General features: G+C 71.6%; 24 protein-coding genes and 1 tRNA gene. 11 read left to right on the forward strand and 14 right to left on the reverse strand.

What is annotated here, in order from left to right; genetic code table 11:
- Positions 1-8: 8 nt before the first annotated feature.
- Positions 9-2,681: a DNA polymerase I gene (gene polA, locus ABH923_RS02305; RefSeq protein WP_370053644.1), complete on the reverse strand. Its 2,673-nt coding sequence runs from the start codon at positions 2,679-2,681 to the stop codon at positions 9-11.
- A 67-nt stretch (positions 2,682-2,748) separates the two neighbouring features.
- Between polA and ABH923_RS02310 the strand changes: the two genes are divergently transcribed.
- Complete coding sequence (locus ABH923_RS02310) at positions 2,749-3,153, forward strand: hotdog fold thioesterase (protein WP_370053646.1); 405 nt, start codon at positions 2,749-2,751, stop codon at positions 3,151-3,153.
- 81 nt (positions 3,154-3,234) lie between these two features.
- Here the strand turns inward: ABH923_RS02310 and ABH923_RS02315 are convergent, their stop codons facing one another.
- Positions 3,235-3,840 carry an ANTAR domain-containing response regulator gene (locus tag ABH923_RS02315; RefSeq protein WP_370053648.1) on the reverse strand — a complete coding sequence of 202 codons (606 nt, stop codon included), beginning with the start codon at positions 3,838-3,840 and terminating at the stop codon, positions 3,235-3,237.
- A 38-nt stretch (positions 3,841-3,878) separates the two neighbouring features.
- On the opposite strand from ABH923_RS02315, the gene ABH923_RS02320 reads away from it, so the two are divergent.
- A tRNA-Leu gene (locus ABH923_RS02320) sits at positions 3,879-3,961 on the forward strand.
- A gap of 31 nt (positions 3,962-3,992) precedes the next feature.
- Here the strand turns inward: ABH923_RS02320 and ABH923_RS02325 are convergent.
- Genes ABH923_RS02325 through ABH923_RS02340 form a run of 4 tightly spaced genes read right to left on the reverse strand, consistent with a single transcriptional unit; the run spans position 3,993 to position 6,959 of the window.
- Positions 3,993-4,241: a ferredoxin gene (locus tag ABH923_RS02325; protein WP_370053650.1), complete on the reverse strand. Its 249-nt coding sequence runs from the start codon at positions 4,239-4,241 to the stop codon at positions 3,993-3,995.
- The gene (locus ABH923_RS02330; RefSeq protein ID WP_370053652.1) at positions 4,238-5,437 is read right to left on the reverse strand and encodes an NADH-ubiquinone oxidoreductase-F iron-sulfur binding region domain-containing protein; all 1,200 of its coding nucleotides are present in this window, start codon (positions 5,435-5,437) and stop codon (positions 4,238-4,240) included. Before ABH923_RS02330 ends, ABH923_RS02325 begins: the two co-directional genes overlap by 4 nt.
- On the reverse strand, positions 5,434-6,012 hold the full coding sequence (locus ABH923_RS02335) for a ferric reductase-like transmembrane domain-containing protein (RefSeq protein WP_370053654.1): 579 nt from the start codon (positions 6,010-6,012) through the stop codon (positions 5,434-5,436). The genes ABH923_RS02330 and ABH923_RS02335 overlap by 4 nt, the downstream gene beginning before the upstream one ends.
- Positions 6,012-6,959 carry an FAD:protein FMN transferase gene (locus ABH923_RS02340; protein WP_370053656.1) on the reverse strand — a complete coding sequence of 316 codons (948 nt, stop codon included), beginning with the start codon at positions 6,957-6,959 and terminating at the stop codon, positions 6,012-6,014. Before ABH923_RS02340 ends, ABH923_RS02335 begins: the two co-directional genes overlap by 1 nt.
- Before the next feature lie 26 nt (positions 6,960-6,985).
- Between ABH923_RS02340 and ABH923_RS02345 the strand changes: the two genes are divergently transcribed.
- A complete protein-coding gene (locus tag ABH923_RS02345; RefSeq protein ID WP_370053658.1) occupies positions 6,986-7,324 on the forward strand; it encodes a hypothetical protein in 339 nt (112 codons plus the stop codon).
- Positions 7,325-7,424: 100 nt separating this feature from the next.
- Here the strand turns inward: ABH923_RS02345 and ABH923_RS02350 are convergent, their stop codons facing one another.
- Positions 7,425-7,925: an FBP domain-containing protein gene (locus ABH923_RS02350; RefSeq protein ID WP_370053660.1), complete on the reverse strand. Its 501-nt coding sequence runs from the start codon at positions 7,923-7,925 to the stop codon at positions 7,425-7,427.
- 72 nt (positions 7,926-7,997) lie between these two features.
- On the opposite strand from ABH923_RS02350, the gene ABH923_RS02355 reads away from it, so the two are divergent.
- A complete protein-coding gene (locus ABH923_RS02355; RefSeq protein ID WP_370053661.1) occupies positions 7,998-8,324 on the forward strand; it encodes a thioredoxin family protein in 327 nt (108 codons plus the stop codon).
- 21 nt (positions 8,325-8,345) lie between these two features.
- Here the strand turns inward: ABH923_RS02355 and ABH923_RS02360 are convergent, their stop codons facing one another.
- Positions 8,346-9,170 (reverse strand): hydrolase, encoded by an 825-nt coding sequence (locus ABH923_RS02360; protein WP_370053663.1) that lies wholly within the window; start codon positions 9,168-9,170, stop codon positions 8,346-8,348.
- A gap of 76 nt (positions 9,171-9,246) precedes the next feature.
- On the opposite strand from ABH923_RS02360, the gene ABH923_RS02365 reads away from it, so the two are divergent.
- The 3 genes from ABH923_RS02365 (at position 9,247) to ABH923_RS02375 (ending at position 12,204) form a co-directional block, all read left to right on the forward strand.
- Entirely contained in the window at positions 9,247-10,047 is an 801-nt protein-coding gene (locus ABH923_RS02365; RefSeq protein ID WP_370053665.1) for an alpha/beta hydrolase, read from the forward strand.
- A 43-nt stretch (positions 10,048-10,090) separates the two neighbouring features.
- Entirely contained in the window at positions 10,091-11,110 is a 1,020-nt protein-coding gene (locus tag ABH923_RS02370) for an LLM class flavin-dependent oxidoreductase (protein WP_370053666.1), read from the forward strand.
- Between the two features lie 140 nt (positions 11,111-11,250).
- Complete coding sequence (locus tag ABH923_RS02375; protein ID WP_370053668.1) at positions 11,251-12,204, forward strand: hypothetical protein; 954 nt, start codon at positions 11,251-11,253, stop codon at positions 12,202-12,204.
- A 7-nt stretch (positions 12,205-12,211) separates the two neighbouring features.
- On the opposite strand, the gene ABH923_RS02380 is transcribed toward ABH923_RS02375, so the two are convergent.
- On the reverse strand, positions 12,212-12,673 hold the full coding sequence (locus tag ABH923_RS02380) for a VOC family protein (protein WP_370053670.1): 462 nt from the start codon (positions 12,671-12,673) through the stop codon (positions 12,212-12,214).
- A gap of 36 nt (positions 12,674-12,709) precedes the next feature.
- On the opposite strand from ABH923_RS02380, the gene ABH923_RS02385 reads away from it, so the two are divergent.
- Complete coding sequence (locus ABH923_RS02385) at positions 12,710-13,489, forward strand: SGNH/GDSL hydrolase family protein (RefSeq protein WP_370053672.1); 780 nt, start codon at positions 12,710-12,712, stop codon at positions 13,487-13,489.
- Positions 13,490-13,553: 64 nt separating this feature from the next.
- Here ABH923_RS02385 and ABH923_RS02390 read toward each other — a convergent pair whose 3' ends face one another.
- Positions 13,554-15,995 carry a phosphoketolase gene (locus ABH923_RS02390; RefSeq protein WP_370053674.1) on the reverse strand — a complete coding sequence of 814 codons (2,442 nt, stop codon included), beginning with the start codon at positions 15,993-15,995 and terminating at the stop codon, positions 13,554-13,556.
- 38 nt (positions 15,996-16,033) lie between these two features.
- Between ABH923_RS02390 and ABH923_RS02395 the strand changes: the two genes are divergently transcribed.
- From ABH923_RS02395 to ABH923_RS02405, 3 genes are read left to right on the forward strand one after another with little or no spacing between them, the layout of a single operon-like run.
- Positions 16,034-16,879 (forward strand): alpha/beta fold hydrolase, encoded by an 846-nt coding sequence (locus ABH923_RS02395; RefSeq protein WP_370053676.1) that lies wholly within the window; start codon positions 16,034-16,036, stop codon positions 16,877-16,879.
- A 10-nt stretch (positions 16,880-16,889) separates the two neighbouring features.
- Positions 16,890-17,468, forward strand: a complete 579-nt coding sequence (locus tag ABH923_RS02400; protein ID WP_370053678.1) for an N-acetyltransferase family protein — start codon at positions 16,890-16,892, stop codon at positions 17,466-17,468.
- A gap of 36 nt (positions 17,469-17,504) precedes the next feature.
- The gene (locus ABH923_RS02405; protein ID WP_370053680.1) at positions 17,505-18,392 is read left to right on the forward strand and encodes a DMT family transporter; all 888 of its coding nucleotides are present in this window, start codon (positions 17,505-17,507) and stop codon (positions 18,390-18,392) included.
- An 82-nt stretch (positions 18,393-18,474) separates the two neighbouring features.
- Here ABH923_RS02405 and ABH923_RS02410 read toward each other — a convergent pair whose 3' ends face one another.
- The 4 genes from ABH923_RS02410 to pyk form a co-directional block, all read right to left on the reverse strand.
- Positions 18,475-19,374 carry an ABC transporter permease gene (locus tag ABH923_RS02410; RefSeq protein ID WP_370053682.1) on the reverse strand — a complete coding sequence of 300 codons (900 nt, stop codon included), beginning with the start codon at positions 19,372-19,374 and terminating at the stop codon, positions 18,475-18,477.
- A complete protein-coding gene (locus tag ABH923_RS02415) occupies positions 19,361-20,299 on the reverse strand; it encodes an ABC transporter ATP-binding protein (RefSeq protein WP_370053684.1) in 939 nt (312 codons plus the stop codon). Before ABH923_RS02415 ends, ABH923_RS02410 begins: the two co-directional genes overlap by 14 nt.
- 10 nt (positions 20,300-20,309) lie before the next feature.
- Positions 20,310-21,374, reverse strand: a complete 1,065-nt coding sequence (locus tag ABH923_RS02420) for an outer membrane lipoprotein carrier protein LolA (protein ID WP_370053686.1) — start codon at positions 21,372-21,374, stop codon at positions 20,310-20,312.
- A gap of 121 nt (positions 21,375-21,495) precedes the next feature.
- Positions 21,496-22,911, reverse strand: coding sequence for a pyruvate kinase (pyk, locus tag ABH923_RS02425; RefSeq protein WP_370053688.1), 1,416 nt, complete (start codon positions 22,909-22,911; stop codon positions 21,496-21,498).
- Between the last annotated feature and the right edge of the window lie 51 nt (positions 22,912-22,962).

Raw genomic sequence — 22,962 nt, forward strand, 5'->3', positions numbered from 1 at the left:
TCAAGGGGTCAGTGGGCGGCGGCCTCCCAGGTGGGGCCGCGGCCGATCTGGACGTCGAGGGGGACGCGCAGGTCGGCGGCGCCGGCCATCCGGGTGCGGACGATGGTCTCCAGGGCGTCCCACTCGCCGGGGGCGACCTCGAAGATGAGCTCGTCGTGCACCTGCAGGAGCATCCGGGAGTTCAGCGAGCCGTCGATCAGGTCGCCGGCAATCCCGAGCATCGCGATCTTCATGATGTCGGCGGCCGAGCCCTGGATCGGCGCGTTGAGGGCCTGGCGTTCGGCGTTCTCGCGCAGCACGCGATTGGTGGAGGTCAGGTCGGCGAACGGGCGGCGGCGGCCGAAGATGGTCTCGGTGTAGCCGTCGACCCGGGCGATCTCCACGACGCTGCGCAGGTAGTCGCGCACCGCGCCGAAGCGCTCGAAGTAGCCGGCCATCAGGTCGCGCGCCTCCTTCGTCTCGATGCGGAGCTGCTTGGAGAGGCCGAACGGGCTGAGGCCGTAGGCGAGGCCGTAGGACATCGCCTTGACCTTGGTGCGCATGAGCGGGGTGACGTCCTCCGGCGCGACGCTGAAGACGCGCGCGCCGACGAAGCGGTGCAGGTCCTCCCCCGCGTTGAACGCCTCGATCAGCCCGGGGTCCTCGGAGAGGTGCGCCATGATGCGCATCTCGATCTGCGAGTAGTCGGCGGTCAGCAGCGTCTCGTAGCCTTCGGCGCTGCGGAAGGCCGAACGGATCTCGCGACCCTCCTCGGTGCGGATCGGGATGTTCTGGAGGTTGGGGTCGTTGGAGGAGATGCGGCCGGTGCTGGTGCCGGTCTGGTCGTAGGTGGTGTGGATGCGGTCGTCCCCGTTGACCGAGCGCTCCAGCGTCTCCACGATCTGCTTCAGCTTGGTCGCGTCGCGGTGCTGGAGCAGCAGGTCGAGGAATGGGTGCGGGTTGCTCTCCTGCAGGTCGGCGAGCGACTGGGCGTCGGTGGAGTAGCCGGTCTTGGTCGAGCGGGTCTTCGGCATCCCGAGCTCGTCGAACAGCACCTGCTGGAGCTGCTTCGGCGAGCCGAGGTTGAGCTCGTGGCCGACCTCCGCGTAGGCGCGCGCGGCGTAGTCGTTCGCCTTGTCGGTGAGCTGACCGCGCAGGCGGCGCAGGACCTCGGTGTCGATCGAGACGCCGTCGAGCTCCATCTCGGCGAGCACCGCGACCAGCGGGAGCTCGATGTCGTCGAGCACCGCGCGGGTGCCCGCGTCGAGGGCGATCATCTGGCCCTCGGCGACCCGGCGGATGTACCAGGCCTCGGTCGCCGGGCTGACGGCGTCGTTGATCGGGACGAGCTGGTTGGGATCGGACACCGGGAGGGTCTCGCCCAGCACCTCGTAGACCTGCTCGGCCAGCGACTGCGGCGCGGCGCCGGGCTTGACGAGCCAGGAGGCGATCCGGGTGTCGAAGGCGAGACCGTCGACCACGAAACCGGCGCGGGCCAGCGCCTTGAACTGCGGCTTGGCGTGGAAGAAGTACTTGGGAGCGCTGCTCGCCAGCCACTCCTCCAGCGCCGTGTAGTCGGGGCGGCCGGCGGCCCACGGCACGTAGACCGTGTCGTCGGCGGCGGCCAGGCCGAAGCCGGTGATGCCGGCGGGGCCGGTCTCGAGCTGGACGGCGACCGGGGCGCCGTCGGCGGAGGCCTTGGCCAGCCAGTTGGCGAGCTCCTCGTCCACGAGGGTGCGGACGACCGGGGCGCTCACGGCCCCGACGTCGCCCTCCGAGGGCGCGGTGCCGGCGCCGGTGAAGGTACCGTCTTCAGCCGCAGCCTTCAGCAGCCGGTCGAGGAGGGTCTTGAACTGGAGGCGGGCGAAGATGTCGCGCACCGCGTTCTCGTTGAGCGGCTTGCGCTCCAGGTCGTCGGGCGCGACCTCCAGCTCCACGTCGTCGAGCAGCTTGTTCAGGCGACGGTTGCGGAGGGCGTTCTCCTGCTGGTCGCGGAGATTCTGGCCGACGACGCCCTTGATCTCGTCGGAGTGGGCGACGATGTTCTCGACGGTGCCGTACTGCTGCACCCACTTGACCGCGGTCTTCTCGCCGACCTTGTCGATGCCGATGAGGTTGTCGCTGGTCTCGCCGACCAGCGCCGCGATCTCCGGGTACTGGTGGGGCTCGACGCCGTAGCGGTCGCGCACGGCCGCGGGGTCGTAGACCTTCAGCTCAGAGACGCCTCGGACGTTCGGGTAGAGCAGCGTGACGTCGTCGTTGACGAGCTGGATGACGTCGCGGTCGCCCGAGACGAGGAGGACGCGGTAGCCCTGCTCCCTGCCCTGGCGGGCGAGCGTGGCGAGGATGTCGTCGGCCTCGAAATCCTCCTTGGCGATGGTGGTGATGTTCATCGCGTGCAGGGCCTCCTGCAGCAGCGGGATCTGGCCAACGAACTCCGACGGGGTCTCGTTGCGGGTGCCCTTGTACTCCGGGTACTCGCGCGTGCGGAACGAGTAGCGGGAGATGTCGAACGCGACAGCGAGGTGCGTCGGGCGCTGCTGCTGGAGCAGGTTGATCAGCATCGCGATGAAGCCGTGGATGCCGTTCGTGTGCTGCCCTTCACGGTTGACGAAACTGTCGACCGGCAGTGCGTAGAAGGCCCGGAATGCCAGCGAATGGCCGTCGATGACGAGAAGGGTAGGCTTTTCGGAGTCTGACACCAGGCAAGCCTACAAGGGGCCGGTGACAGTCCAGGACGACAGCCGACGAGGGCGGAGAGGCACCAGAATGACCGAGGACGCGCTCGCGTACGTGAAGCAGCGGGGGCTCGGCGCCCTCGCCGACAAGATGGGCATCGAGATCGTGGAATTCACGATCGAGCGGGCCGTGGCGCGGATGCCGGTGCTCGGCAACACGCAGCCCGCGGACTTGCTGCACGGCGGCGCCTACGTGGTGCTCGGCGAGTCGCTCGGCTCCATGTCGGCGAACCTCTATGCCGGCGAAGGGCGCCTCGCGGTGGGCATCGAGATCAACGCGTCGCACACGCGTGCGGCGGTCGACGGCTACGTCACCGGCGTCTGCACGCCCATCCACCTCGGCCGCACGCTGACGACGCACGAGATCGCCGTGAGCGACGACCGCGGGCGTCGCTGCTCGACCATCCGCATCACGAACCTGATCAAGGACCTGTAGCGGGAGGCCGCCGCGATTCGTGACGAATGTCGCGAATGCGGCGTCGTTTCGCGCGATTCGGCACGAATGTGCCTGCGGGGCCTACTTCTTGGGGGCGAGCTGCTCGATGATCGCCTGGGCGACGTCGTGCATGGTGAGGCGGCGGTCCATCGACGCCTTCTGGATCCAGCGGAACGCGTCCGGCTCGCTGAGGCCCATCTTCTCGTTGAGCAGGCCCTTCGCGCGGTCGACCAGCTTGCGGGTCTCGAAGCGCTGCACCATGTCGGAGACCTCGGCCTCCAGCGCGATGATCTGCTGGTAGCGGGCCAGGGCGATCTCGATCGCGGGCAGGAGGTCGTTCGGGGTGAACGGCTTGACCACGTAGGCGAGGGCGCCGGCCTCGGTCGCGCGCTCCACGAGCTCCTTCTGGCTGAACGCCGTCAGCAGAACGACGGGCGCGATGTGGTTCTTGGAGAGGCGCTCGGCCGCGGAGATGCCGTCGAGCTGGGGCATCTTGACGTCCATGATGACCAGGTCGGGGCGCAGCTCGGTGGCCAGCGCGACCGCGGTCTCGCCGTCTCCGGCCTCGCCGACGACCTCGAAACCGTTGTCGCGCAGGGTCTCGACGATGTCGAGCCGGATGAGCGACTCGTCCTCCGCAACGACGACTCGGCGGGGTGCGGCGGGGGTGGTCTCCTGGTCAGTCACGGACAAAAGCCTACGGTATTGTTCAGGTGTTGTTGTGCGCCGCTGTGGCGGAATGGCAGACGCGGAGCACTCAAAATGCTTTGTCCGGAAGGGCGTGTGGGTTCGAGTCCCACCAGCGGCACAACCGAAACCGGCCCGCTCGGCGCGGCCCCTCAGCCCACCCGGCGCAGCCGCAGGGCCAGCACGGGGCACAGCGCCACCGCGTCCTCCGCGGCGTCGAGCTGGTCGCTGCGGACCGGGATGTCGGAGCGGGCGGAGGGCGGCTGGCCGACCGCGAACGGGTAGCCCCACTCGTCGCGCGCGATCGTCCCCTCCAGCAGCTCGGCGCACAGCCCGCGGCCGTCGCAGCGCGTCCAGTCGACGTGGAGGCCATAACGCGGATGTTCAGCCCGGGCGGTCATCGTGCGCTCCTCAGGCAACGGCCCTCGGCGTGGGCGTGGATGTCGCGGGCGAATACGCGCAGCGCGCTGCGGACCAGGCGCGCGGCTCCGTCGGGATGGTGGCACGAGCCGCGGCCGTCGACCACCTCCGCGAGCCGGGCGAGCTCGGCCGCCGCCTGCGGGGCGAGCCGGCCGGCGGCCAGTTCGGCGAACCGGTCGGCCATCGCCGGGAGGCCGAACAGGCACGGCCCGCACTGCCGGGCGGAGGCCGCGGCCAGCTCCTGGACGATCGCTGCGGTCGCCGCCAGGCCGCAGCGCCGGGGGCCGAGCACGTGCACGACCCCGGCGCCCGCCGACTCGCCCGCCGCGGCACCGGTCTCGGCCGGCGCGATCCAGCGCCCGTGATACCCGCCGAGGAGCACCCCGGCAGCGAGCCTGGCCTCCCCGCCCGCCCTGGCGACGATGTCCACGACGGTCGCGTCGGTCGGCACCTCGAGCACGCCCTCCGCGGCGACGTCCCCGGTCACCGTGACCAGCCGGGTCCCCGGCTGCGCTGGGTCGCCGACGCTGCGGAACCAGTCGCCGCCGTAGCGGTCGACGAGCGCGAGCTGCGCGAGGGTCTCGACGTTGTGCAGCAGCGTCGGCCTCCCGTCGAGTCCGGACTCCGACAGCCGCCGCACCCGGTCGAGCGGCACGGCACGGCCGGTCTGGACGGCGTTCACCACGGCGCTCGCCTCGCCGGCGACGAACCCGTCAGCCGCCTCGATCAGCTCCACGCGGCCGGCGTCCGAGCGCTCGGCGATTGCGGCCGCGACGGGGGCGAGGGTGGCCTCGTGGAGGTACAGGACGATTCGCGTCGCACCCAGGGCCTCCGACGCGGTCAGGAGGCCGTCGAGGACGAGGTGCGGCGCATTGGCGAGCAGCACGGCGTCCTTCCAGCTCCACGGCTCGCCTTCGGAGCCATTGCCGATCACGACCGGAGCGCGCCGCCCTGTCGTCGCCGCCAGCTTGCGGAACGCGGAGAACGCGGCGCCGCCGCGGCCGGTGAGGCCCGACCGCTCCAGCTCGCGTTCGAGGTCGGGGCGGCGCAGGCCGCGGCGCGGGCCGAACGCGGAGAGGTGGGCGAGAGCGTCGGCGGCGTGCCCGGCCGCGAGCAGCCGCGGCGGCGTGGCGGCCGGCTCGGAGACCGGCAGGACGTTGTCGGCGGTCATGGTCATGACAGTCCCCTTCTGCTCAGTTCGGCTTCCGTGCGACGCGCTGCGGAGGTCTCCAGGAACCCGGCGGACACCCGCCAGAGCACGGCGACGAGCACGAACAGCACCGACGCACCGGCGAGCAGCAGCATCCAGCCGGACGTGCCGTCGGTGCCGTCGCCGATCGTGTGCGCCAGCGCCACCGGCCACAGCGCGTAGCTCAGCCAGTGCACGGCCTTGAAGACGCGCAGCCCGAGCCGCCGGCGCAGCAGCGCGGTGATCGTCACCGCGATCAGGAGGTCGACGGCCACCGTGCCGAGGCCGAGCCAGAACGGCAGATGCGCGCCGAGGAGCGGCACCAGGATGTCGGTGAGGGTGAGCTTCGCGTAGGAGTCGAGCAGCAGCGTCCCGATGTGCAGGACGAGGAACACGACGGCGAGCAGCGACACGTTGCGGTGCAGGAGAGTGACGGAGAAACGCGGCATCCCGGGCAGCGGGCGGCCGGAGCGGGTCACGATCCCGAGCCAGAGCGAGACGGTGAGCAGGAGGAGGGCGACGACGCCGGAGGCCCGGCCGACGGCCCAGAGGACCTCATCCATCAGTTCGCCCCTGTCCCGGTCGGCGTCAGCTCGGCGGGCCATCGCCCGGTCGTGACGATCGAGCCGTCCCTGGCCACCAGCCGCGCGTCGGCGCCGAGGCCGCGCAGCCAGGCCGGGGCCGTCAGTCCGCGCACGATCGACGCCGTGCTCAGTGCGTTGGCGCGGACGCACGTCGTCGCGGCGACCGTGACCGACCGCCAGACGTCGTCGGCCGGGAGCCCGAAGCGCGGGTCGAGGATGTGGTGTCTGGCCTGCCCGTCGCTGCGCCAGCGCCGCTTCTGCGTGCTCGACGTGGCGACGCCCGCGCCGTTCGGCATCGCGATCTGCTGGGCCGGGTCGGACGGGAGGTCCTGGACGAGCACCTCCCAGAGCCGGCCGGTGGCGCCCGCGGTGGCGAGGTCGCCGCCGAGCGACACCAGGGCGTCCGCTCCGGTCTCCTCCGCGATGCGGCGGGCGAGGCGATCGGCTGCGTGCGCCTTCGCGGTCGCACCGAGGTCGAGCCGGAGGTCCGCGGGGAGGCTCAGCGTGCGCCCGTCGAGCGCGACGCGCTGCCAGCCGGGCCGGCGCGGGCGGGTGACCGTCAACGTCACGCCGTCGGCGGGCAGCGCGGCGAAGTCGCGGTCGTAGCCGAGGCGGTCGAGGTCTGCGCCGAGAGTCGGGTCCACGTCGCCGTCGGTGTCGGCGGCCGCGGCGAGCGCGACCGCGACGAACTCGGCCAGCAACGGGCTCAGCTCGACGCCGCGCGCGGGACGGTCGCCCGCGTTGAGCCGCGAGAGCTCGCTCTCCGGGTCGAACCGGCTGGCGGCGGCCGTGACGGCGGCGAGCTCGGCGTCGGCGATCGCGCGCGCCCGCAGGAGGGTCTCCGGGTCGGAGACCACGATGCGGGCCTCGACTCCCCAGACCGCGAAGTCGTCGTGGACGAAGTCAGGAGCCGCTGGACTGGCCACTGGAACCACCGCCCTGGCTCTGCTGGATGCCGCTTCCGGAGCTGCTGGAGGAGCCGGAGCTGTCACTGCTGCTCCCGCTGCCGGAGGAGTCCGAGCTGGACGAACCGGAGCTGCTCGATCCCGAACTGCTCGATCCCGAACTGCTCGACCCCGAGCTGCTGGTCCCCGACGTGCTCGTCCCTGTCGTGCTGGCAGTCGAGGTGCCCGCGAACAGGAAGCCGGACAGGATCCCCGTCACCGCGAGGCTCGAGATGCCGATCGCGGTCGTGATCCCGATGGCCGTGCGCCGTCCCGCCGATCGAATGTCCATGTCAGGCCTCCATCCCGCCCCGTCCGCCGTCTGTCGTGCGGCGTTCCGGAACTGATCACCAGCCTGCGCTCGGTTTCTTTCCGGAACCTTATTCGGAGTGGGAACGGGATATCGGGTCCCTATGAATCAGCTTTGTGCGAATCGGCTCTGTGCGCTCAGGGCCGCACGCCCACCACGGCCTGCGCGAACCGCCGCACGCGCTCGCCGAGCCCCGCGATCTGCTCCTCGATCACGCGCGCGGAGTCGAAGCCGACGAACTGCGGAGGCGGCGTGCGCCGCACGTTCTCTGTGCACTCGAACGAGGCGCAGACCAGCGCACCCACGGTGTCGCCTCGCCGCCCGGCGTCCCCGGCCCTGCGCGCCGACCAGAAGTAGACGTCGCGCCGGACGTGGACGTCCTGGCACCAGCCGCACATGGTGGGCGCGTGCGAGCGCATGGAGGCCTCCGACGCGCGCAGCAGGATGCCGACCGGTCCGCTCCCGGTCGGGATGACGACGTAGCCGCGTTGCGGGAGCCGGGGGTCGCGCCAGCCGAGGTACTCGCGGCGGGACCAGTCCACCTCGTGCATCCCGGGCGGCAGCGGCAGGTCGGCGGCGTCGGAGCGCGAGCAGTTCACGAACGAGTCGCGGAGCTCCTGCGGGGTCAGGGTGTCCATGTCCACCTCCTTCGTCCCATGCTGGCACAGGTGCTTGACCTTGACCTCGGGGGCACGGCTTAGCCTCCCGGCATGAGCACTCTCCCCAGCGTCACCGACGCCTCCTTCGCCTCCGACGTCCTGGACGCCGAGGGCACCACCCTCGTGGAGTTCTGGGCGCCCTGGTGCGGCCCCTGCCGGGCGGTCACGCCCATCCTGGAGCGGATCGCCGACGAGCACCGCGACGACATCAGGATCGTGCGGATCAACGCCGACGAGAACCCGCGATCGTCCGCCGCGTATCACGCGCTCTCGCTGCCGATGATGAAGGTGTTCCGGGGCGGGGAGGTCGTCAAGACGATCGTAGGCGCCAAGCCGAAGCCCGCGATGGAGTTCGAGCTCGCGCCGTACCTGAGCTGACGCCTCCCGGCCTGACGCCGGTCAGGTCAGGTGGTCGAACGCGCCGCTGACCCAGCCGATGTACCGCTCGGCCGACCGCTGCACGGCCTCCCGCGCGTCCACCGGGATCACGTTGCCCAGGTTCCCGTACATCCGGTCGAACGGCCGATCGCAGACCAGCTCGGAGACGCGCCGCACCACGGCGGCCGAGAGCGGGATGTCGTTGGGGAAGCTCCGCTGGAAGGTCACCCACTTCTGCGACGGCCCGGGGAAGACCGTGTCGCCGCTGAGCACGACGCCGCGGTCCCAGTGCACGATCGCGCTGCCGGGGAAGTGCCCGCCGACCGTGCGCAGCAGCACGCCGGGCAGCACCTCCTCCTCGCCGCTCCACTCCCGGATGGCCGGGTCCTCCCGCTGCACCCAGTGCCGGTCGGCCGCGTTGACCAGCACCGGCACGCCGCCGAGCAGCCGCGACCAGGCGGTCTGCGCGCCGAACATGTGCGGGTGGCTGCTGGCGATGACCGCGGCGCCGCCGAGGTCCTGGACGGCTGTGGCGGTGGCGTCGTCGACGTACCCGGTGGGATCCCAGAGCAGGTTGCCGTCCGGTGTGCACAGCAGCAGGGCGCGCTGCCCGATGCCGACCCTCGGCTCGCTGCTCAGCCCGTAGAGCCCGGGCTCCAGCTCCGTCACGGTCACGCGCTCGCCCTCGCGCTGGAGGCGCTCCAGGGTGGTCCAGCGCTGACCGCTCGGCGGCACGTACTGCCGCTCGTCCTCGCAGATCGGGCAGGAGGCCGGGGGCTCCTCCCCCGCGTCCGTCACGATCGGGGTCGTCTCCACCGCGCACGTCGCGCACAACCAGTCGGCCATGCGGGTCAGGTTACCCGGCGCCGCGGCCGTCGTCAGGGTCTGGTCACGCGGCGCGCTGCGCAATACCCTGTGCCGCATGGCGAATCAACCGGTGATCTTCATCCACGGCCTCTGGCTCCACGCGAGCAGCTGGCAGCCCTGGATCGACCTCTTCACGGCGGAGGGCTACGCCCCCGTCGCACCACCGTGGCCCGGCGAGAAGGACACCGTGGCCGACACCCGTGCGCACCCGGACGACGTGGCCAACTTCGGCATCGACGAGGTCACGGAGCACTTCGCGAAGATCATCGAGGCGATGGACGTCCCTCCGGTGATCATCGGCCACTCGTTCGGCGGCCTGGTCACCGAGAAGCTGATCGGGCAGGGCTACGGCAACGCGGGCGTCGCGATCGACCCGGCGCAGATCAAGGGCGTGCTGCCCCTTCCGATCCGTCAGCTCAAGTCGGCGTTCCCCGTGCTCGACAACCCGGCGAACATCCACAAGCCGATCGCCCTCACCGAGGAGCACTTCAAGTTCGGCTTCGCGAACCAGCTCGGCGACGACGAGGCGAAGGAGCTGTTCGACCGCTGGACCGTGCCCTCCACGGTCCGCCCGATCTTCCAGGCCGCGGCGGCGAACTTCAGCGTCCACTCGCAGGCAGCCGTCGACACGAAGAACGAGGACCGCGGACCGCTGCTGCTCATCGCCGGCGGCGAGGACAACACGGCCCCCGAGGTGACGGTCGACGCGACGCTCAAGCTCTACCGCGACTCCAACGCCGTGACCGAGCTCATCACGTTCCGCGACCGCGGCCACTCGCTCGTGATCGACCACGGCTGGCGCGACGTCGCGACCGAGATCCTGGTCTGGCTCGGGCAGCAGGGGCTGGAGGACTGAGCCGAGCCGGAATACCGCGCCGGCTGTACGGCTTGCCCTCACTGTGAAACGCATCGGCTTCCTCAGCTTCGGCCACTACCAGGCCGTCCCCGGCTCCGTCGTGCGGACGGCGGCCGACGCCCTCCTGCAGACGGTGGAGCTCGCGGTCGCCGCGGAGGAGGTGGGGGCCGACGGCGCGTTCGTCCGCGTCCACCACTTCGCTCCGCAGCTCGCCTCCCCGTTCCCGCTGCTCGCCGCGATCGGCGCGCGCACCTCGCGCATCGAGATCGGCACCGGCGTGATCGACATGCGGTACGAGAACCCGCTCTACATGGCCGAGTCGGCCGCGGCCGCCGACCTGATCAGCGGCGAGCGCCTCCAGCTCGGCGTCAGCCGCGGGTCACCGGAGACCGCGCTCGCCGGCTACGAGTCGTTCGGCTACGTCCCGGGCGAGGGCGAGTCCGACGCCGACATGGCCCGGCGGCACACCGCGATCTTCCTCGCCGCCATCGCCGGCGAGGGGATGGCGAACGCCGACCCCCGGATGACGGGCACGAGCGGCGGCCTCTCCATCCAGCCGCTCTCGCCGACCCTCCCGGACCGGATCTGGTGGGGTGCCGGCACCCGGGCGACCGCCGAGTGGACCGCCGAGCAGGGCATGAACCTGATGTCGTCCACGCTGCTCACCGAGGACACCGGCGAGGCGTTCGACAAGCTCCAGGCCGAGCAGATCCAGCGCTACCGCGACACCTGGGCCGAGATGGGCTGGGAGCGCGAGCCGCGTGTGAGCGTCAGCCGCAGCATCATCCCGATCGTCGACGACGAGTCGCGCCGCTACTTCGGCGCGCGGGCGCAGGTGGAGGGCCGCGACCAGGTCGGGCACCTCGACGGCGGGATCGCGCGCTTCGGCCGCTCCTACATCGGCGAGCCGGAGAAGCTGGTCGCCGAGCTGGCGCAGGACGAGGCGGTGCGGATGGCCGACACCGTACTCGTGACCGTGCCGAACCAGCTCGGGGTGGACTTCAACGCGCGGCTGCTGGAGGCCGTGGTCGGCGTCGGGCGCGAGCTGGGGTGGCGCGACTGAGACTCGAAGTGGGCCTGGCGTGTACCCCGAATGCGGCCCTGTGGGATATTCAGGCACATGAGAGGATCGCAGTGCGGTACACCCGAAGTCCGCAGCACAGGCCGTGACGACATCGTCCGGTCCCATGGAAGGGGTGTGCTTTGCGAACTCGACGATCGGGTGCTGGAATCATCGCGGCCGGGCTGGCGCTCGCCCTCGGCGCGGTGGGGATCGGGGCTGCCGGGCTCTCCGCTGAGCCGGCGAAGGCTGTGACGCTGAACGACACGTCCACGCCGTCCGCCATCACGGGCATGTGGGCGTGGGGCAATCCGATCGACCCGTCCGTGGATGCGCGCGGCGACGGCCAGCCGGCATTCGAGCCGAAGGCGCTGGCCGCGTTCGCCTCCGCGCACAAGCTGCGCACCGTCTACCTCTCCGTGCCGTGGGCGGCCGACCAGGGGCCGTTCGGGCCGTGGCTGCGCTCGGCGGTCACCGCGCTCCACCGCGCAGGCGTGACCACGGTCGGCGCGCTCGGCGGCGACCCGGCGTGGGCGCAGCAGCCCGATCTCGCCGCCACCTGGACCACCGCGGCACTGAAGGCTGCGCCCTTCGACGCGGTGCAGTTCGACGTCGAGCCGTGGGTGAACGCCACCGACGACCAGCTCCCCGGGATCGTGGACCAGCTCGCGACCATGTACGACACCGCGGCGCGCGCCGCCGGGTCCGTGCCGGTGGGCGCCGACCTCCCCTGGTGGCTGGAGGCCAAGCCCACGGCGGACGGCAGCAGCACGCTGTTCCGCACGCTGCTCCCCCACGTCAAGTCGGTCGCCATCGTCGCGTTCTCCGACCACGCCGCGGGCGATGACGGCATCATCGCGCTGGCCCGGCCGGCGGCGACGGCCGCGGCGAGCGCCAGGGTGCCGTTCAGCGTCGGCGTCGAGACGGACACGCCGGACGTGGCCGGAGGCTCCTCCGCGACCTTCGGGGACGACTCGGCGAGCGTTCTCGAGTCGCAGACGGCGCTCGTGCGGAGCGCGCTCGGCGGCCTCCAGGGCTACAAGGGCGTCACCGTCGAGCACCTGCTCGCCTGGCAGGCGCTGATCGCCCGCGGCTGACGCGCGCTCAGACCGCGTCGGCCGCCGCGTAGAGTGCGGCGATGTCGAGCTTGCCCATCGCGAGCATCGCGGCGTTCGCGCGTCCTGCGCGCTCGCGGTCGGGGTCCTGCTGCAGCTCCAGCAGCGCCCGCGGCACGATCTGCCAGCTCAGCCCCCAGCGGTCCTTCAGCCAGCCGCACGGCCCCGGCTCGCCGCCGTCCGCCGTGAGGCCGTCCCAGAGCCGGTCGACCTCCGCCTGGTCCTCGCAGACCACCATGATGGAGGCCGCCTCGGTGAAGGAGTACAGCGGGCCGCCGTCGAGCGCCACGTACTCGATCCCGCCGAGCTCGAACGTGACGATGACGGTGCTGCCGTCCTCGCCGAGCCTGTCGACGCTGAGGATGCGCGAGTCGGGGACGAGCGAGACGTAATGGCTCGTGGCCGCCTCGGCCTGGCCGTCGTACCAGAGGAACGTTCTGACCTTCTGCATGCGGGTCATGCTACGCGCGGGCGGTAGCGTAGCGGGATGGGCTACTCCAGTTTCATCGCGATCGGCGACAGCTTCACGGAGGGGGTCGGCGACGACCTCCCGGACGGCCGGCAGCGCGGCTGGGCGGACTTCGTCGCCCTCGGGCTGGCGCTCGCCTCGCCCGAGCCGGTGAGCTACGCGAACCTGGCGATCCGCGGCCGGAAGCTGACCCCGATCCTCACCGAGCAGCTCGATCCGGCCATCGCCCAGCGCCCGCAGCTCGTGAGCCTCAACGGCGGCGGCAACGACATCATGCGCCCGCGCGTCACGATCGCGTCGGTGGCGAAGCAGCTCATCGACGCCGCCGACCGGGTGACGGCCTCCGGCAGCACGATGCTGCTGCTGAGCGGCGCCAACCCGAGCCGGCACCTGCCTATGGGCGGGCTGCTGCGCAAGCGCGGCGACGAGCTGGCGGTCGCGGTGCGGGCGCTGCTGCCGCGCGACGGCGTGCTCTTCGTCGACAACTGGGCCGACGAGTCGCTGGAGCACATCCGCTACTGGTCGGCGGACCGCCTGCACCTCAACGCGCTCGGCCACGCGAAGGTCGCGAGCAACGTCCTGACGGCGCTCGACGTGCCGGTGCCGGCGGAGTGGGGTGTGGACGAGGTGGAGACCGCTGCGGAGGGCGAACCCTCCCGCCGCACCGCCGACTACTACCGCCGGTACGTGCTGCCCTGGATCGGCCGCCGCCTCACCGGCCGCTCGTCCGGCGACGGCCGCGTCGCGAAGATCGCCGAGCTGACGGTCGTCGACCCCACCTCCGCCCACCCGCTCTGATCGTCGAAGGGCACGCAAACGCCCCTAAACTGCGGTTTTAGCGGCGTTTGCGTGCCCTTCGGCGTCAGTCGTTGTCGCCGCCGGTGCTGTCGATGCGGGAGGTGCGCGCGGAGCCGCCCCAGCGCCACTCGGCGACGGCGGGGATGTCCTCGCCGTGGTCGCGCGTGTATTGCCGCGCGTGCAGCCGCGCGTCCACCATCTCTTGGCGGAAGGCGGCCCCCCGCGCCGCGAGCCCCGGCACCCGGTCGAGCACGTCGATGACCAGGTGGTACCTGTCGAGGTCGTTGAGCATCACCATGTCGAACGGCGTGGTGGTCGTGCCCTCCTCCTTGTAGCCGCGGACGTGGAGGTTGTCGTGGCCGGCACGGCGGTAAGTCAGCCGGTGGATCAGCCACGGGTAGCCGTGATACGCGAAGATCACCGGCTTGTCCGTCGTGAACAGCGCGTCGTACTCGCGGTCGTTCATCCCGTGCGGGTGCTCGCCCTCGCTCTGCAGGCGCATCAGGTCCACCACGTTCACGACCCGCACCGCCAGATCCGGCAGCCGACGGCGCAGGATGTCGGCCGCGGCCAGTACCTCCAGCGTCGGGATGTCGCCCGCGCAGCCGAGCACGACGTCCGGCTCCTCGCCCTCCCGCTCTGTCCCGGCCCAGTCGAAGACGCCGATGCCGCGTGTGCAGTGCGCGATGGCGTCCGGCATGCTCAGCCAGTTCGGCGACGGCTGCTTGCCCGCCACCACCACGTTCACGTAGTCGACCGAGCGCAGGCAGTGGTCGTACGTCGACAGGAGCGTGTTCGCGTCGAACGGCAGATACACCCGGACGATGTCGGCCTTCTTGTTCATCACGTGGTCGATGAAGCCGGGGTCCTGGTGGGAGGCGCCGTTGTGGTCCTGCCGCCAGACGTGCGAGCTGAGCAGGTAGTTGAGCGAGGCCACCGGGCGACGCCACGGGATCCCGCGGGCGCTCTTCAACCACTTGGCGTGCTGGTTGAACATCGAGTCCACGATGTGGATGAACGCCTCGTAGGAGGTCAGCACGCCGTGCCGGCCGGTCAGCAGGTAGCCCTCGAGCCAGCCCTGGCACTGGTGCTCGCTCAGCACCTCCATCACCCGGCCGCTCGGCGCGAGGTGGTTGTCGGAGTCGATGGGCAGGTACTCGGCGTTCCACTGCTTGCCGGTGACCTCGTAGACGTCCTGGAGGCGGTTGGAGGCCGTCTCGTCCGGGCCGAACAGCCGGAAGTCGTCAGGGTTCTGCGCCATCACGTCGCGCAGCCAGCCGCCGAGCACGCGGGTCGCCTCCGCGACGGTCTCCCCCGGCGCCGGAACATCGACGGCGTAGTCGCGGAAGTCGGGCAGCCGCAGGTCCTGGCGCAACAGGCCGCCGTTCGCGACCGGGTTGGCGCTCATCCGGCGCTCGCCCTCCGGCGCGTGCGCCGTGATCAGCGGGACCGGCGCGCCGGACTCGTCGAACAGCTCGTCCGGGCGGTACGACAGCAGCCAGCTCTCCAGCAGGCGCGTGTGCGCCTCGGTGTCGCGGGCGTCGGCGAGCGGCACCTGGTGCGAGCGCCAGTTGTTCTCCGCGGGGTGGCCGTCGATCTCCTTCGGGCAGGTCCAGCCCTTGGGTGTGCGGAGGATGAGCATGGGCCAGGCGGGACGGTCGACCAGGTCGCCGGACTCCGCCGCCGCCTTGATGTCGGCGATCCGGTCGAGGATCTCGTCCAGCGTCGCCGCCATCCGCTTGTGCACCTCGCGCGGGTCCTCGCCGTCGAACCCGCCGGAGACGAGGTAGGGCGTGTAGCCGTATCCGCGCATCAGCTCCAGAAGCTCGGCCTCCGGGATGCGCGCCAGCACGGTCGGGTTGGCGATCTTGTAGCCGTTGAGGTGCAGGATCGGGAGGACGACGCCGTCCGCCTTCGGGTTCAGGAACTTGTTCGAGTGCCAGGCCGTCGCGAGCGGCCCGGTCTCGGCCTCCCCGTCGCCGACCACGGCCGCGACCAGCAGGTTCGGGTTGTCGAACGCGGCCCCGTAGGCGTGCGAGAGCGAGTAGCCGAGTTCGCCGCCCTCGTGGATGCTGCCCGGCGTCTCGGGCGCCGCGTGCGACGGGATGCCGCCGGGGAACGAGAACTGCCGGAACAGCTTCCGCAACCCGTCCTCGCTCCGGTCGATGCCGCTGTAGACCTCGCTGTAGGTGCCGTCCAGATACGCGCCCGCGACGACGCCAGGGCCGCCGTGGCCGGGGCCTGCGACGAAGATCGTGTCGAGGTCGCGCTGCCGGATCGCACGGTTCAGGTGCGCGTAGAGGAAGTTGAGGCCGGGGGTGGTGCCCCAGTGCCCGAGCAGCCGCGGCTTGATGTCGTCGCGCGAGAGCGGCCGGCGCAGCAGCGGGTTGTCGAGGAGGTAGATCTGACCGACCGAGAGATAGTTGGCGGCGCGCCACCAGGCGTCGAGCTGATCGAGGTCGGAGTCGGAGAGGACGGAGGCTGACGGGTTCGAGGAGTCGCTCACGCGGGAATCCTATGAGCGCTCCGCTCCGAAGAACAGGTGTGGAAACCTCCCTCATTGACACCGCCCTCGGACCCGTGACCGTGCGTCACACGCGGGTCGTCTCGGGGACGGCCACCATCCTGCTGCACGGCGCGGCCGGATCGTGGACCACCTGGCTGCCCGCGATCGAGGCGGCGGGCGGCGCGGAGGCGACCGACGACCTCGTGGTGCCCGACCTCCCGGGCTGGGGCGACTCTCCCGCCGTGACGGCCGAGCTGAGCCCGGAGTCGCTCGCCCGGGCGGTCGCGACGGTCGCCCGCGCGCTGGGCTATCGCCACTGGAGGGTGGTCGGTCACTCGATGGGCGGCTTCATCGCACTGGAGCTGGCGGTTCTGGAGCCCACGGCGACCGTCTCGGTGCTACTGGTGTCCGCGACGACCCTGGGCGGGCGCGGCGACCGGCTGGGGCGCGCCGGGCTCGTCGGTGCTGCGCCGTCGCTCGCCCTCATGCTCGCCGGGATGCGGCTGCTCGCGGCCGCAGGCGCGGCCGCGGCCCCGTTCGTCCGCTGGCTCGACCGGCACAAGCTGCTCGGGCTGCTGCTCGCGCCGCTCTTCGACGGGCGGCAGCCGGGCGCGGTGCACGAGCTCGCGCGCGACCTCCGCCCCGCCGCGTTCGTCCGCGCCGTCGCATGCCTGCGACGCTATCCGGCCGCGGAGCGCTGGTCGCGGATCACCTGCCCGGTCATGGCCGTGCACGGCGACCACGACCTGTTCTCCCCGGCGGACGACGACGCGCGGCTCGCCGGCATCATCCCGCGGTTCGCGACGCTCACTCTCCCGTCGACCGGTCACTTCGGCCACGTCGAGCGGCCGGGAGTCCTCGCGGGCGCCCTCCGCTCGCGGTAGTTTCGGACGCATGACGGACGAGGTGGTCACGGAATCGGTCGACGCGTCGACATGGGGCGAGCTGCAGACGGTGTTCGGCACGAAGGGCGACCCGGCAGGCTGCTGGTGCCAGTGGTTCAAGCTGAGCCGGTCGGACTGGGACGCGGCGACGCGCGAGGACACGCAGGCGCTGCTGCACGCGCAGGTGGAGGCCGGCTCCCCCGGCGTCATCGCCCGCATCGACGGCGAGCCGGTCGGCTGGGCGGCGGTCGAGCCGTTCTCCGCGTACCCGGCGCTCGGCCGCTCGCCGATCACCCGGCGCCGGGAGGGCGACCCGGAGGACGTCTGGGCGGTCACCTGCTTCGTGGTCCGGCTGGAGTACCGCAAGCGCGGCGTGGCCCGCGCCCTGCTCGCCGGCGCCCTCGAACACGCCTGGCGCCACGGCGCGACGGTCGTGGAGGGCTACCCGGTCGACCCGGAGGTCCGGCCGTCGCTCTCGGCCGCCGAGCGGTACCACGGCACGGTGTCGCTGTTCCGCGACGGCGGCTTCGAGGAGGTCCGCCGGCCGAGCGCGACCCGCGCGATCATGCGGAGGACGCTGACCCCGTGACGCGCCGCCGCCCGCCCGGGAACTAAGCTCGGTCGGGTGAGTTCGCAGCGCAACCGGGTCGTCGCCGGAGCAGGCACCCAGGTCGCCACCGAGGTCAGCATCAACTTCGGCTCCTCGGTCGCCGGGCTGCTCATCCCGATCGTCGGCTCGCTCGTCGTGGTCGCGGTGCGGCAGCTCGTCACGGCCGTGTGCATCCTGCCGTTCTACCGGCCGAAGCGCGCGGAGCTGACCTGGACCCGGCTCTGGCCGGCGCTCGCGCTCGGCGTCGTGCTGGCCGCGATGAACCTCAGCTTCTACGAGGCGGTCGGCCGGCTCGGACTCGGGATCGCGGCGACGATCGAGTTCCTCGGCCCGTTCGCGCTCGCCCTCGCGGGCTCCCGCCGGCTGCTGGACGCCGGCTGCGCGGTCGCGGCGGCAGGAGGCGTGCTGCTGCTGACCGCGACGGAGGGCGCCGTCGACCCGATCGGCGTCGTGCTCGCGCTCACGGCTGCGGCCTCCTGGGCGGCGTACATCCTGCTGACCAGGCGGGTGGCGACCGGGCTGCCCGGGCTGGAGGGACTCAGCGTGGCAAGCGTGGTCGCCACGGTGCTCACGGTGCCGCTCGCGCTCGTCGTGGTCGACTACAGCCGGATCGACTGGCGCGTCGCCGGTCTGCTGCTGACCGCGGGCATCCTGTCCTCGGCGGTGCCCTACAGCCTTGACACCTTCATCCTGCGGCGGATCACCCCGCGGCTCTACGCGGTCATCACGGCGTTCGGGCCGGTGATCGCGACGATCTTCGGCGTCATCGTGCTCGGCGAGCGCTTCGCGTTCGTGCAGCTCATCGGCATCGTCATCGTCTGCCTGGCCGCCGGCATCACCATCGCGACCCAGCGCGAGCACCCGCGCTCCGACCTCGAGTCGACCGCCGAGACCATCCCCTGATTCGAACGACCTGACGCGATCTACCTGACAGGACACGCCGCCTCGCGGGCGGGCCAGGCGGCGTGTCCTGTCAGGGAGATGGTCAGGACAGGATGTCCTTGGTGAGGAACCGGCCGATGGCCAGCGCGCCGAAGACGGCGACGTAGCCGGCCTGCAGCCAGAGGTTGGAGACGAAGGAGTCCCACACCAGGGGCGCGCGCAGGAAGTCGGCGAAGCCGAGCCAGTAGTGGCTGAACAGCCACGGGTGGATGGCGTCGAGCTGCGGGAGCTGGTCCAGAACCTGCGACACCACGGCCAGCACCGCGGTCGCCGCCATCGCACCGACCGGCACGTCGGTCAGGGTGGACAGGAACAGCCCGATCGCGCACATCCCGAGCAGCGACACCACGATGTAGAGCGCAATCAGCAGCATCCGCACCGCCGCCTCGCCCAGACTCACGACCGCTCCCGACAGCAGCGTCACGGGGCCGATCGGGAACAGCAGCGCGCCGATCAGCGCTCCCGCCAGCGCGACGACCAGTGCAGCGGCGACGCAGAAGACGGCGCAGCCGGCGAACTTCACCGCGAGCAGCCGCAGGCGGCCGGCCGGTGCGATCACGAGGTAGCGCAGCGTGCCGTGGCTCGCCTCCCCCGCGATCGTGTCGCCGGCGACCACGCCTATGGTGAGCGGCAGGAACAGCGGGACGCACACCACCAGCGCTGTGAACGCGACGAACAGGCCGTTGCTGGTGATCTGCTCGAGGAAGGCCGGTCCCCTGCCCCCTCCCCGCAGCCGCACGGCGACCGCGATGAGGATGGGGACGGCCGCCAGCGCGCCGAGCATCGCCCAGGTGCGCCAGCGGCGGAACATCACCGACAGCTCGGAGCCCAGCAGCGCCCAGCCCGCGGAGGGCCTGGCGCGGCGCGCGCCGAGCGACGCCACCGCGGGTGCGGTCGTCGTCGCTGCGACCTCCCCGACCGGGACCGCCTCACTGCTCGACATCGAAGCCCTCCCCGGTCAGCTCCACGAAGCGCTCCTCCAGGCTGGACGAGCGGACCGTGAAACCGCGGAGCCGCACGCCCTCGCCGACCAGGCGCGCGGCGAGCTCTTCGACGGCCGGTGCGCCCTCGATGAGCGCCGCCTCCACGCCGTCACCGCCGGTCTCCGGCGCGAGCCCGGCCCGCACGAGCACCTCGGCGGCCGCGGCGCGATCCGGCGTCATCACGCTGAGCCGCGGGCCGGAGGCGCTGCGCAGCTCGTCCAGCGAGCCCTGCGCGACCAGCCGGCCGGTGCGCATGATCGCCGCGTGCGTGCAGATCTGCTCGATCTCGGCCAGCAGGTGGCTGGAGACGAACACGGTCGTGCCCTCGTCGGCGAGCGAGCGGACCAGGTTGCGCACCTCGCGCGTGCCCTGCGGGTCCAGCCCGTTGGTCGGCTCGTCCAGCACCAGGAGGTCGCGGTCGGTGAGCAGGGCGCCGGCGATGCCGAGACGCTGCTTCATGCCGAGCGAGTACGTGCGCACGTGCTTGCCTGCGGCGTGCGTGAGCCCGACGCGGTCGAGCGCGGCGGCCACGCGCGCCGAGCGGGTCGTGCCGGGCGCGTACCGGTCGGCGGTGTCGCGCCGCACGAGGTTCGCGGTCCCGGACAGGTAGGGCGCGAACGACGGGCCCTCGACCAGCGCGCCGACGCGCGGCAGCACGGTCGCGCCGCGGACGGGCATGGCCTCCCCGAGCAGGTCGATCGAGCCGGCGGACGGCGAGATTAGTCCCAGCAGCATCCGGATGGTCGTGGTCTTGCCCGAGCCGTTCGGCCCGAGGAAGCCGAAGACCGACCCGCGCGGCACCGACAGGCTGAGGCCGTCCACGACGGCGCGCCCGCGGAAGCGCTTGGTCAGCCCGCTCGTCGCGATGGCGGCGGCGTCGCTCACCGGTCGTCGCTCACTGAGCGGCGGCCTGGAGCGCGGAGACCGGGACGGCGCCCGCGAGCAGCCGCCCGTCCGACGTCACCAGCACCGACACCAGCGAGGTCGACAGCGCACGTCCTCCCCCGACGGACTGGGTGAGCTGGGCGACCAGCGGGTCGGCCAGCGCCTGTGCAGGCACAGAGCCTGCCCGGAGGCTGACGATCGTCGCCCAGCCGGTTCCCGTAACGGTCGGCTTCGGCCGGTTCGTCGCCGTCGCGTGCTCGCCCGTCTTCGGCGTCTGCTCGGTGACCGTGGCGCCCTTCGGCGGGGTGAACGAGAAGACGCTCGCGTCGGGAGCGCCCGGCGTGAAGTCGCTGAACCCGGCCTGGAACGACGGCGAGGACGCGCCGCGCGCGGTCACCTGGACCTGCAGAGGGAGGCCGGTCTGGCCGTCCACCGCGATGGCCACCGAGCCCACCAGCGTGGCGTCGGTACGCGGCGTCAGCACCAGGTCGTAGGCGTCCCGGTTCGCGACCTTCGTGTTCGCGCCGAGGGTCACCTTGGTGGAGGGGTCGACGGCGGCGAGGAACTTCTCGGCCAGCGCCTGCGGCGTCGTGGCCATGGCGCCCGGCGTGGCCGTCGGAGCCGGCGTCGCGCCGCTCTTCTCGTGCGCCGGCACGGTGGCGTGGGTGACGGACTGGTCGCTCGACTGGTACAGCCAGACGTCGGAGCCGTTGCGGATGACGTCGCGCTCGGCGAGCTGGTCGAGGAGCTGCACGCGCACCTTGGTCGGGCCGTCGACGTAGACCTTGGCGGTGTGGTCGCCCATCAGCAGCGACAGCGTGCTCGCGATGGAGCTATCCGTGCTGGAGGACCCGCCGCCCATCTTCGGGATGCTGGGCAGCCCCAGGTCGGAGGTCTGCTGGACCGTGCCGGAGAACGCCTTGGTGTCGCTCGACGCGACCAGCCGGAGGACGTCCGCCGGCGACTTCACGGGCAGGTCCGCCGCACCCGCGGCGAGCGGGATCGCGATCGCGCCCGCGGCGATGGCGGCGGGGACGACGATGGCCGGGAGCCAGCGGATCAGGCGGTGCTTCATAGTCCCGAGGATACGCTCGCGACTCCCCCGCCGACCCTCCGGATTCCATGGGAGAGGCCGAAATCATCCCCAGGTATGACACGCAGAAGGCCCCGCCGAAGCGGGGCCTCCCTCATCCGCCCTAGAGGACGTCGCCGACCTTGTGGACGCGGATGTCGTTGGTGGTTCCGGGGATCCCGGGAGGGGAGCCGGAGATGATGATGACCTTGTCGCCGTTCTCGGCGAGGCCCCTCGACTTCAGGGCCTCGTCCACCTGGGCGACCATCTGGTCGGTGTGGGTGACGCGGTCCACGACGAACGACTCGACGCCCCAGAACAGGGACATCCGGCGGCGCACCGACTCCTCCGGCGTGAACGCCAGGATCGGGATCTTGTTGCGCAGGCGGGCCATCCGGCGGGCCGACTCGCCCGACTCGGTGAACACGCAGAGGTACTTGGCCTCCACGAAGTCGGCGACCTCCGTCGCGGCCAGTGTGATCGCGCCCGACTGGGTGCGCGGGCGGGTGCCGAGCGGGAGGATGCGGTCGAGGCCGTGCTCCTCGGTCGAGGTGACGATGCGCGCCATGGTGGCCACGGTGATCGCCGGGTACTCGCCGACACTCGTCTCGCCGGAGAGCATGACAGCGTCGGCGCCGTCGAGGACGGCGTTGGCGACGTCGGAGGTCTCCGCGCGGGTCGGGACCGGGCTGGAGATCATCGACTCGAGCATCTGCGTCGCGACGATGACCGGCTTGGCCGCGCGGCGGGCCAGCTCGACCGCGCGCTTCTGCACGATCGGGACGGCCTCGAGAGGGAGCTCGACACCGAGGTCGCCGCGGGCGACCATGATGGCGTCGAACGCCTCGATGATCTCCTCCAGCGCCTCGACGGCCTGCGGCTTCTCGATCTTGGCGACGACGGGGACCTTGCGGCCCTCCTCCGCCATGATCTCGTGCACACGCTCGATGTCGGCGGCGTTGCGCACGAACGACAGCGCGATGATGTCGGCGCCGAGCTTGAGGCCCCAGCGCAGGTCCGCCTCGTCCTTCTCGGACAGCGCGGGCACGTTGACCGCGACGCCGGGGAGGTTGATGCCCTTGTTGTTGGAGACCGGGCCGGCGACGATGACCTCGGTGGTCACGACGTTGCCCTCGACCTCGACGACGCGCACACGCACCTTGCCGTCGTCGATCAGCAGGTAGTCGCCCGCCTTGACGTCGTTGGGCAGGCCCTTGAACGTCGTGGAGGAGATCTCCTTGGTGCCGATGATGTCGTCGGTGGTGATCTTGAAGATGTCGCCCTCGGCGAGATCGTAGGGACCTGCCTCGAACTTGCCGAGACGGATCTTGGGACCCTGGAGGTCGACAAGGACCGCGACCGGCTTTCCCGCGTCGTCGGCGGCCTTGCGCACGTTGGCGTAGACCCCTTCGTGCACGTCGTAGCTGCCGTGGCTCAGATTCATCCGCGCGACGTCGACACCCGCATCGATGATCGCGCGGATGTTGTCGTAGCTGGAGGTCGCCGGACCGAGGGTCGCGACGATTTTCGCCCTTCTCATGGGTTTCTCAATGCTCCGTGATTCTCGCACCCCTGACGGCGCGTTCTCGTG

Source organism: Leifsonia sp. EB41 (assembly GCF_041262565.1).
Lineage (GTDB): Bacteria > Actinomycetota > Actinomycetes > Actinomycetales > Microbacteriaceae > Leifsonia.

Coding starts and splice junctions, on each gene's coding strand:
- ABH923_RS02310 (WP_370053646.1), top strand. CDS start 2,749: ATGACCGAGGACGCGCTCGCGTACGTGAAGCAGCGGGGGCTCGGCGCC.
- ABH923_RS02325 (WP_370053650.1), bottom strand. CDS start 4,241: ATGACCGCCCGGGCTGAACATCCGCGTTATGGCCTCCACGTCGACTGG.
- ABH923_RS02330 (WP_370053652.1), bottom strand. CDS start 5,437: ATGACCATGACCGCCGACAACGTCCTGCCGGTCTCCGAGCCGGCCGCC.
- ABH923_RS02335 (WP_370053654.1), bottom strand. CDS start 6,012: ATGGATGAGGTCCTCTGGGCCGTCGGCCGGGCCTCCGGCGTCGTCGCC.
- ABH923_RS02345 (WP_370053658.1), top strand. CDS start 6,986: ATGCCGCTTCCGGAGCTGCTGGAGGAGCCGGAGCTGTCACTGCTGCTC.
- ABH923_RS02350 (WP_370053660.1), bottom strand. CDS start 7,925: ATGGACACCCTGACCCCGCAGGAGCTCCGCGACTCGTTCGTGAACTGC.
- ABH923_RS02355 (WP_370053661.1), top strand. CDS start 7,998: ATGAGCACTCTCCCCAGCGTCACCGACGCCTCCTTCGCCTCCGACGTC.
- ABH923_RS02360 (WP_370053663.1), bottom strand. CDS start 9,170: ATGGCCGACTGGTTGTGCGCGACGTGCGCGGTGGAGACGACCCCGATC.
- ABH923_RS02365 (WP_370053665.1), top strand. CDS start 9,247: ATGGCGAATCAACCGGTGATCTTCATCCACGGCCTCTGGCTCCACGCG.
- ABH923_RS02380 (WP_370053670.1), bottom strand. CDS start 12,673: ATGCAGAAGGTCAGAACGTTCCTCTGGTACGACGGCCAGGCCGAGGCG.
- ABH923_RS02385 (WP_370053672.1), top strand. CDS start 12,710: ATGGGCTACTCCAGTTTCATCGCGATCGGCGACAGCTTCACGGAGGGG.
- ABH923_RS02400 (WP_370053678.1), top strand. CDS start 16,890: ATGACGGACGAGGTGGTCACGGAATCGGTCGACGCGTCGACATGGGGC.
- ABH923_RS02410 (WP_370053682.1), bottom strand. CDS start 19,374: ATGTCGAGCAGTGAGGCGGTCCCGGTCGGGGAGGTCGCAGCGACGACG.
- ABH923_RS02420 (WP_370053686.1), bottom strand. CDS start 21,374: ATGAAGCACCGCCTGATCCGCTGGCTCCCGGCCATCGTCGTCCCCGCC.
- pyk (WP_370053688.1), bottom strand. CDS start 22,911: ATGAGAAGGGCGAAAATCGTCGCGACCCTCGGTCCGGCGACCTCCAGC.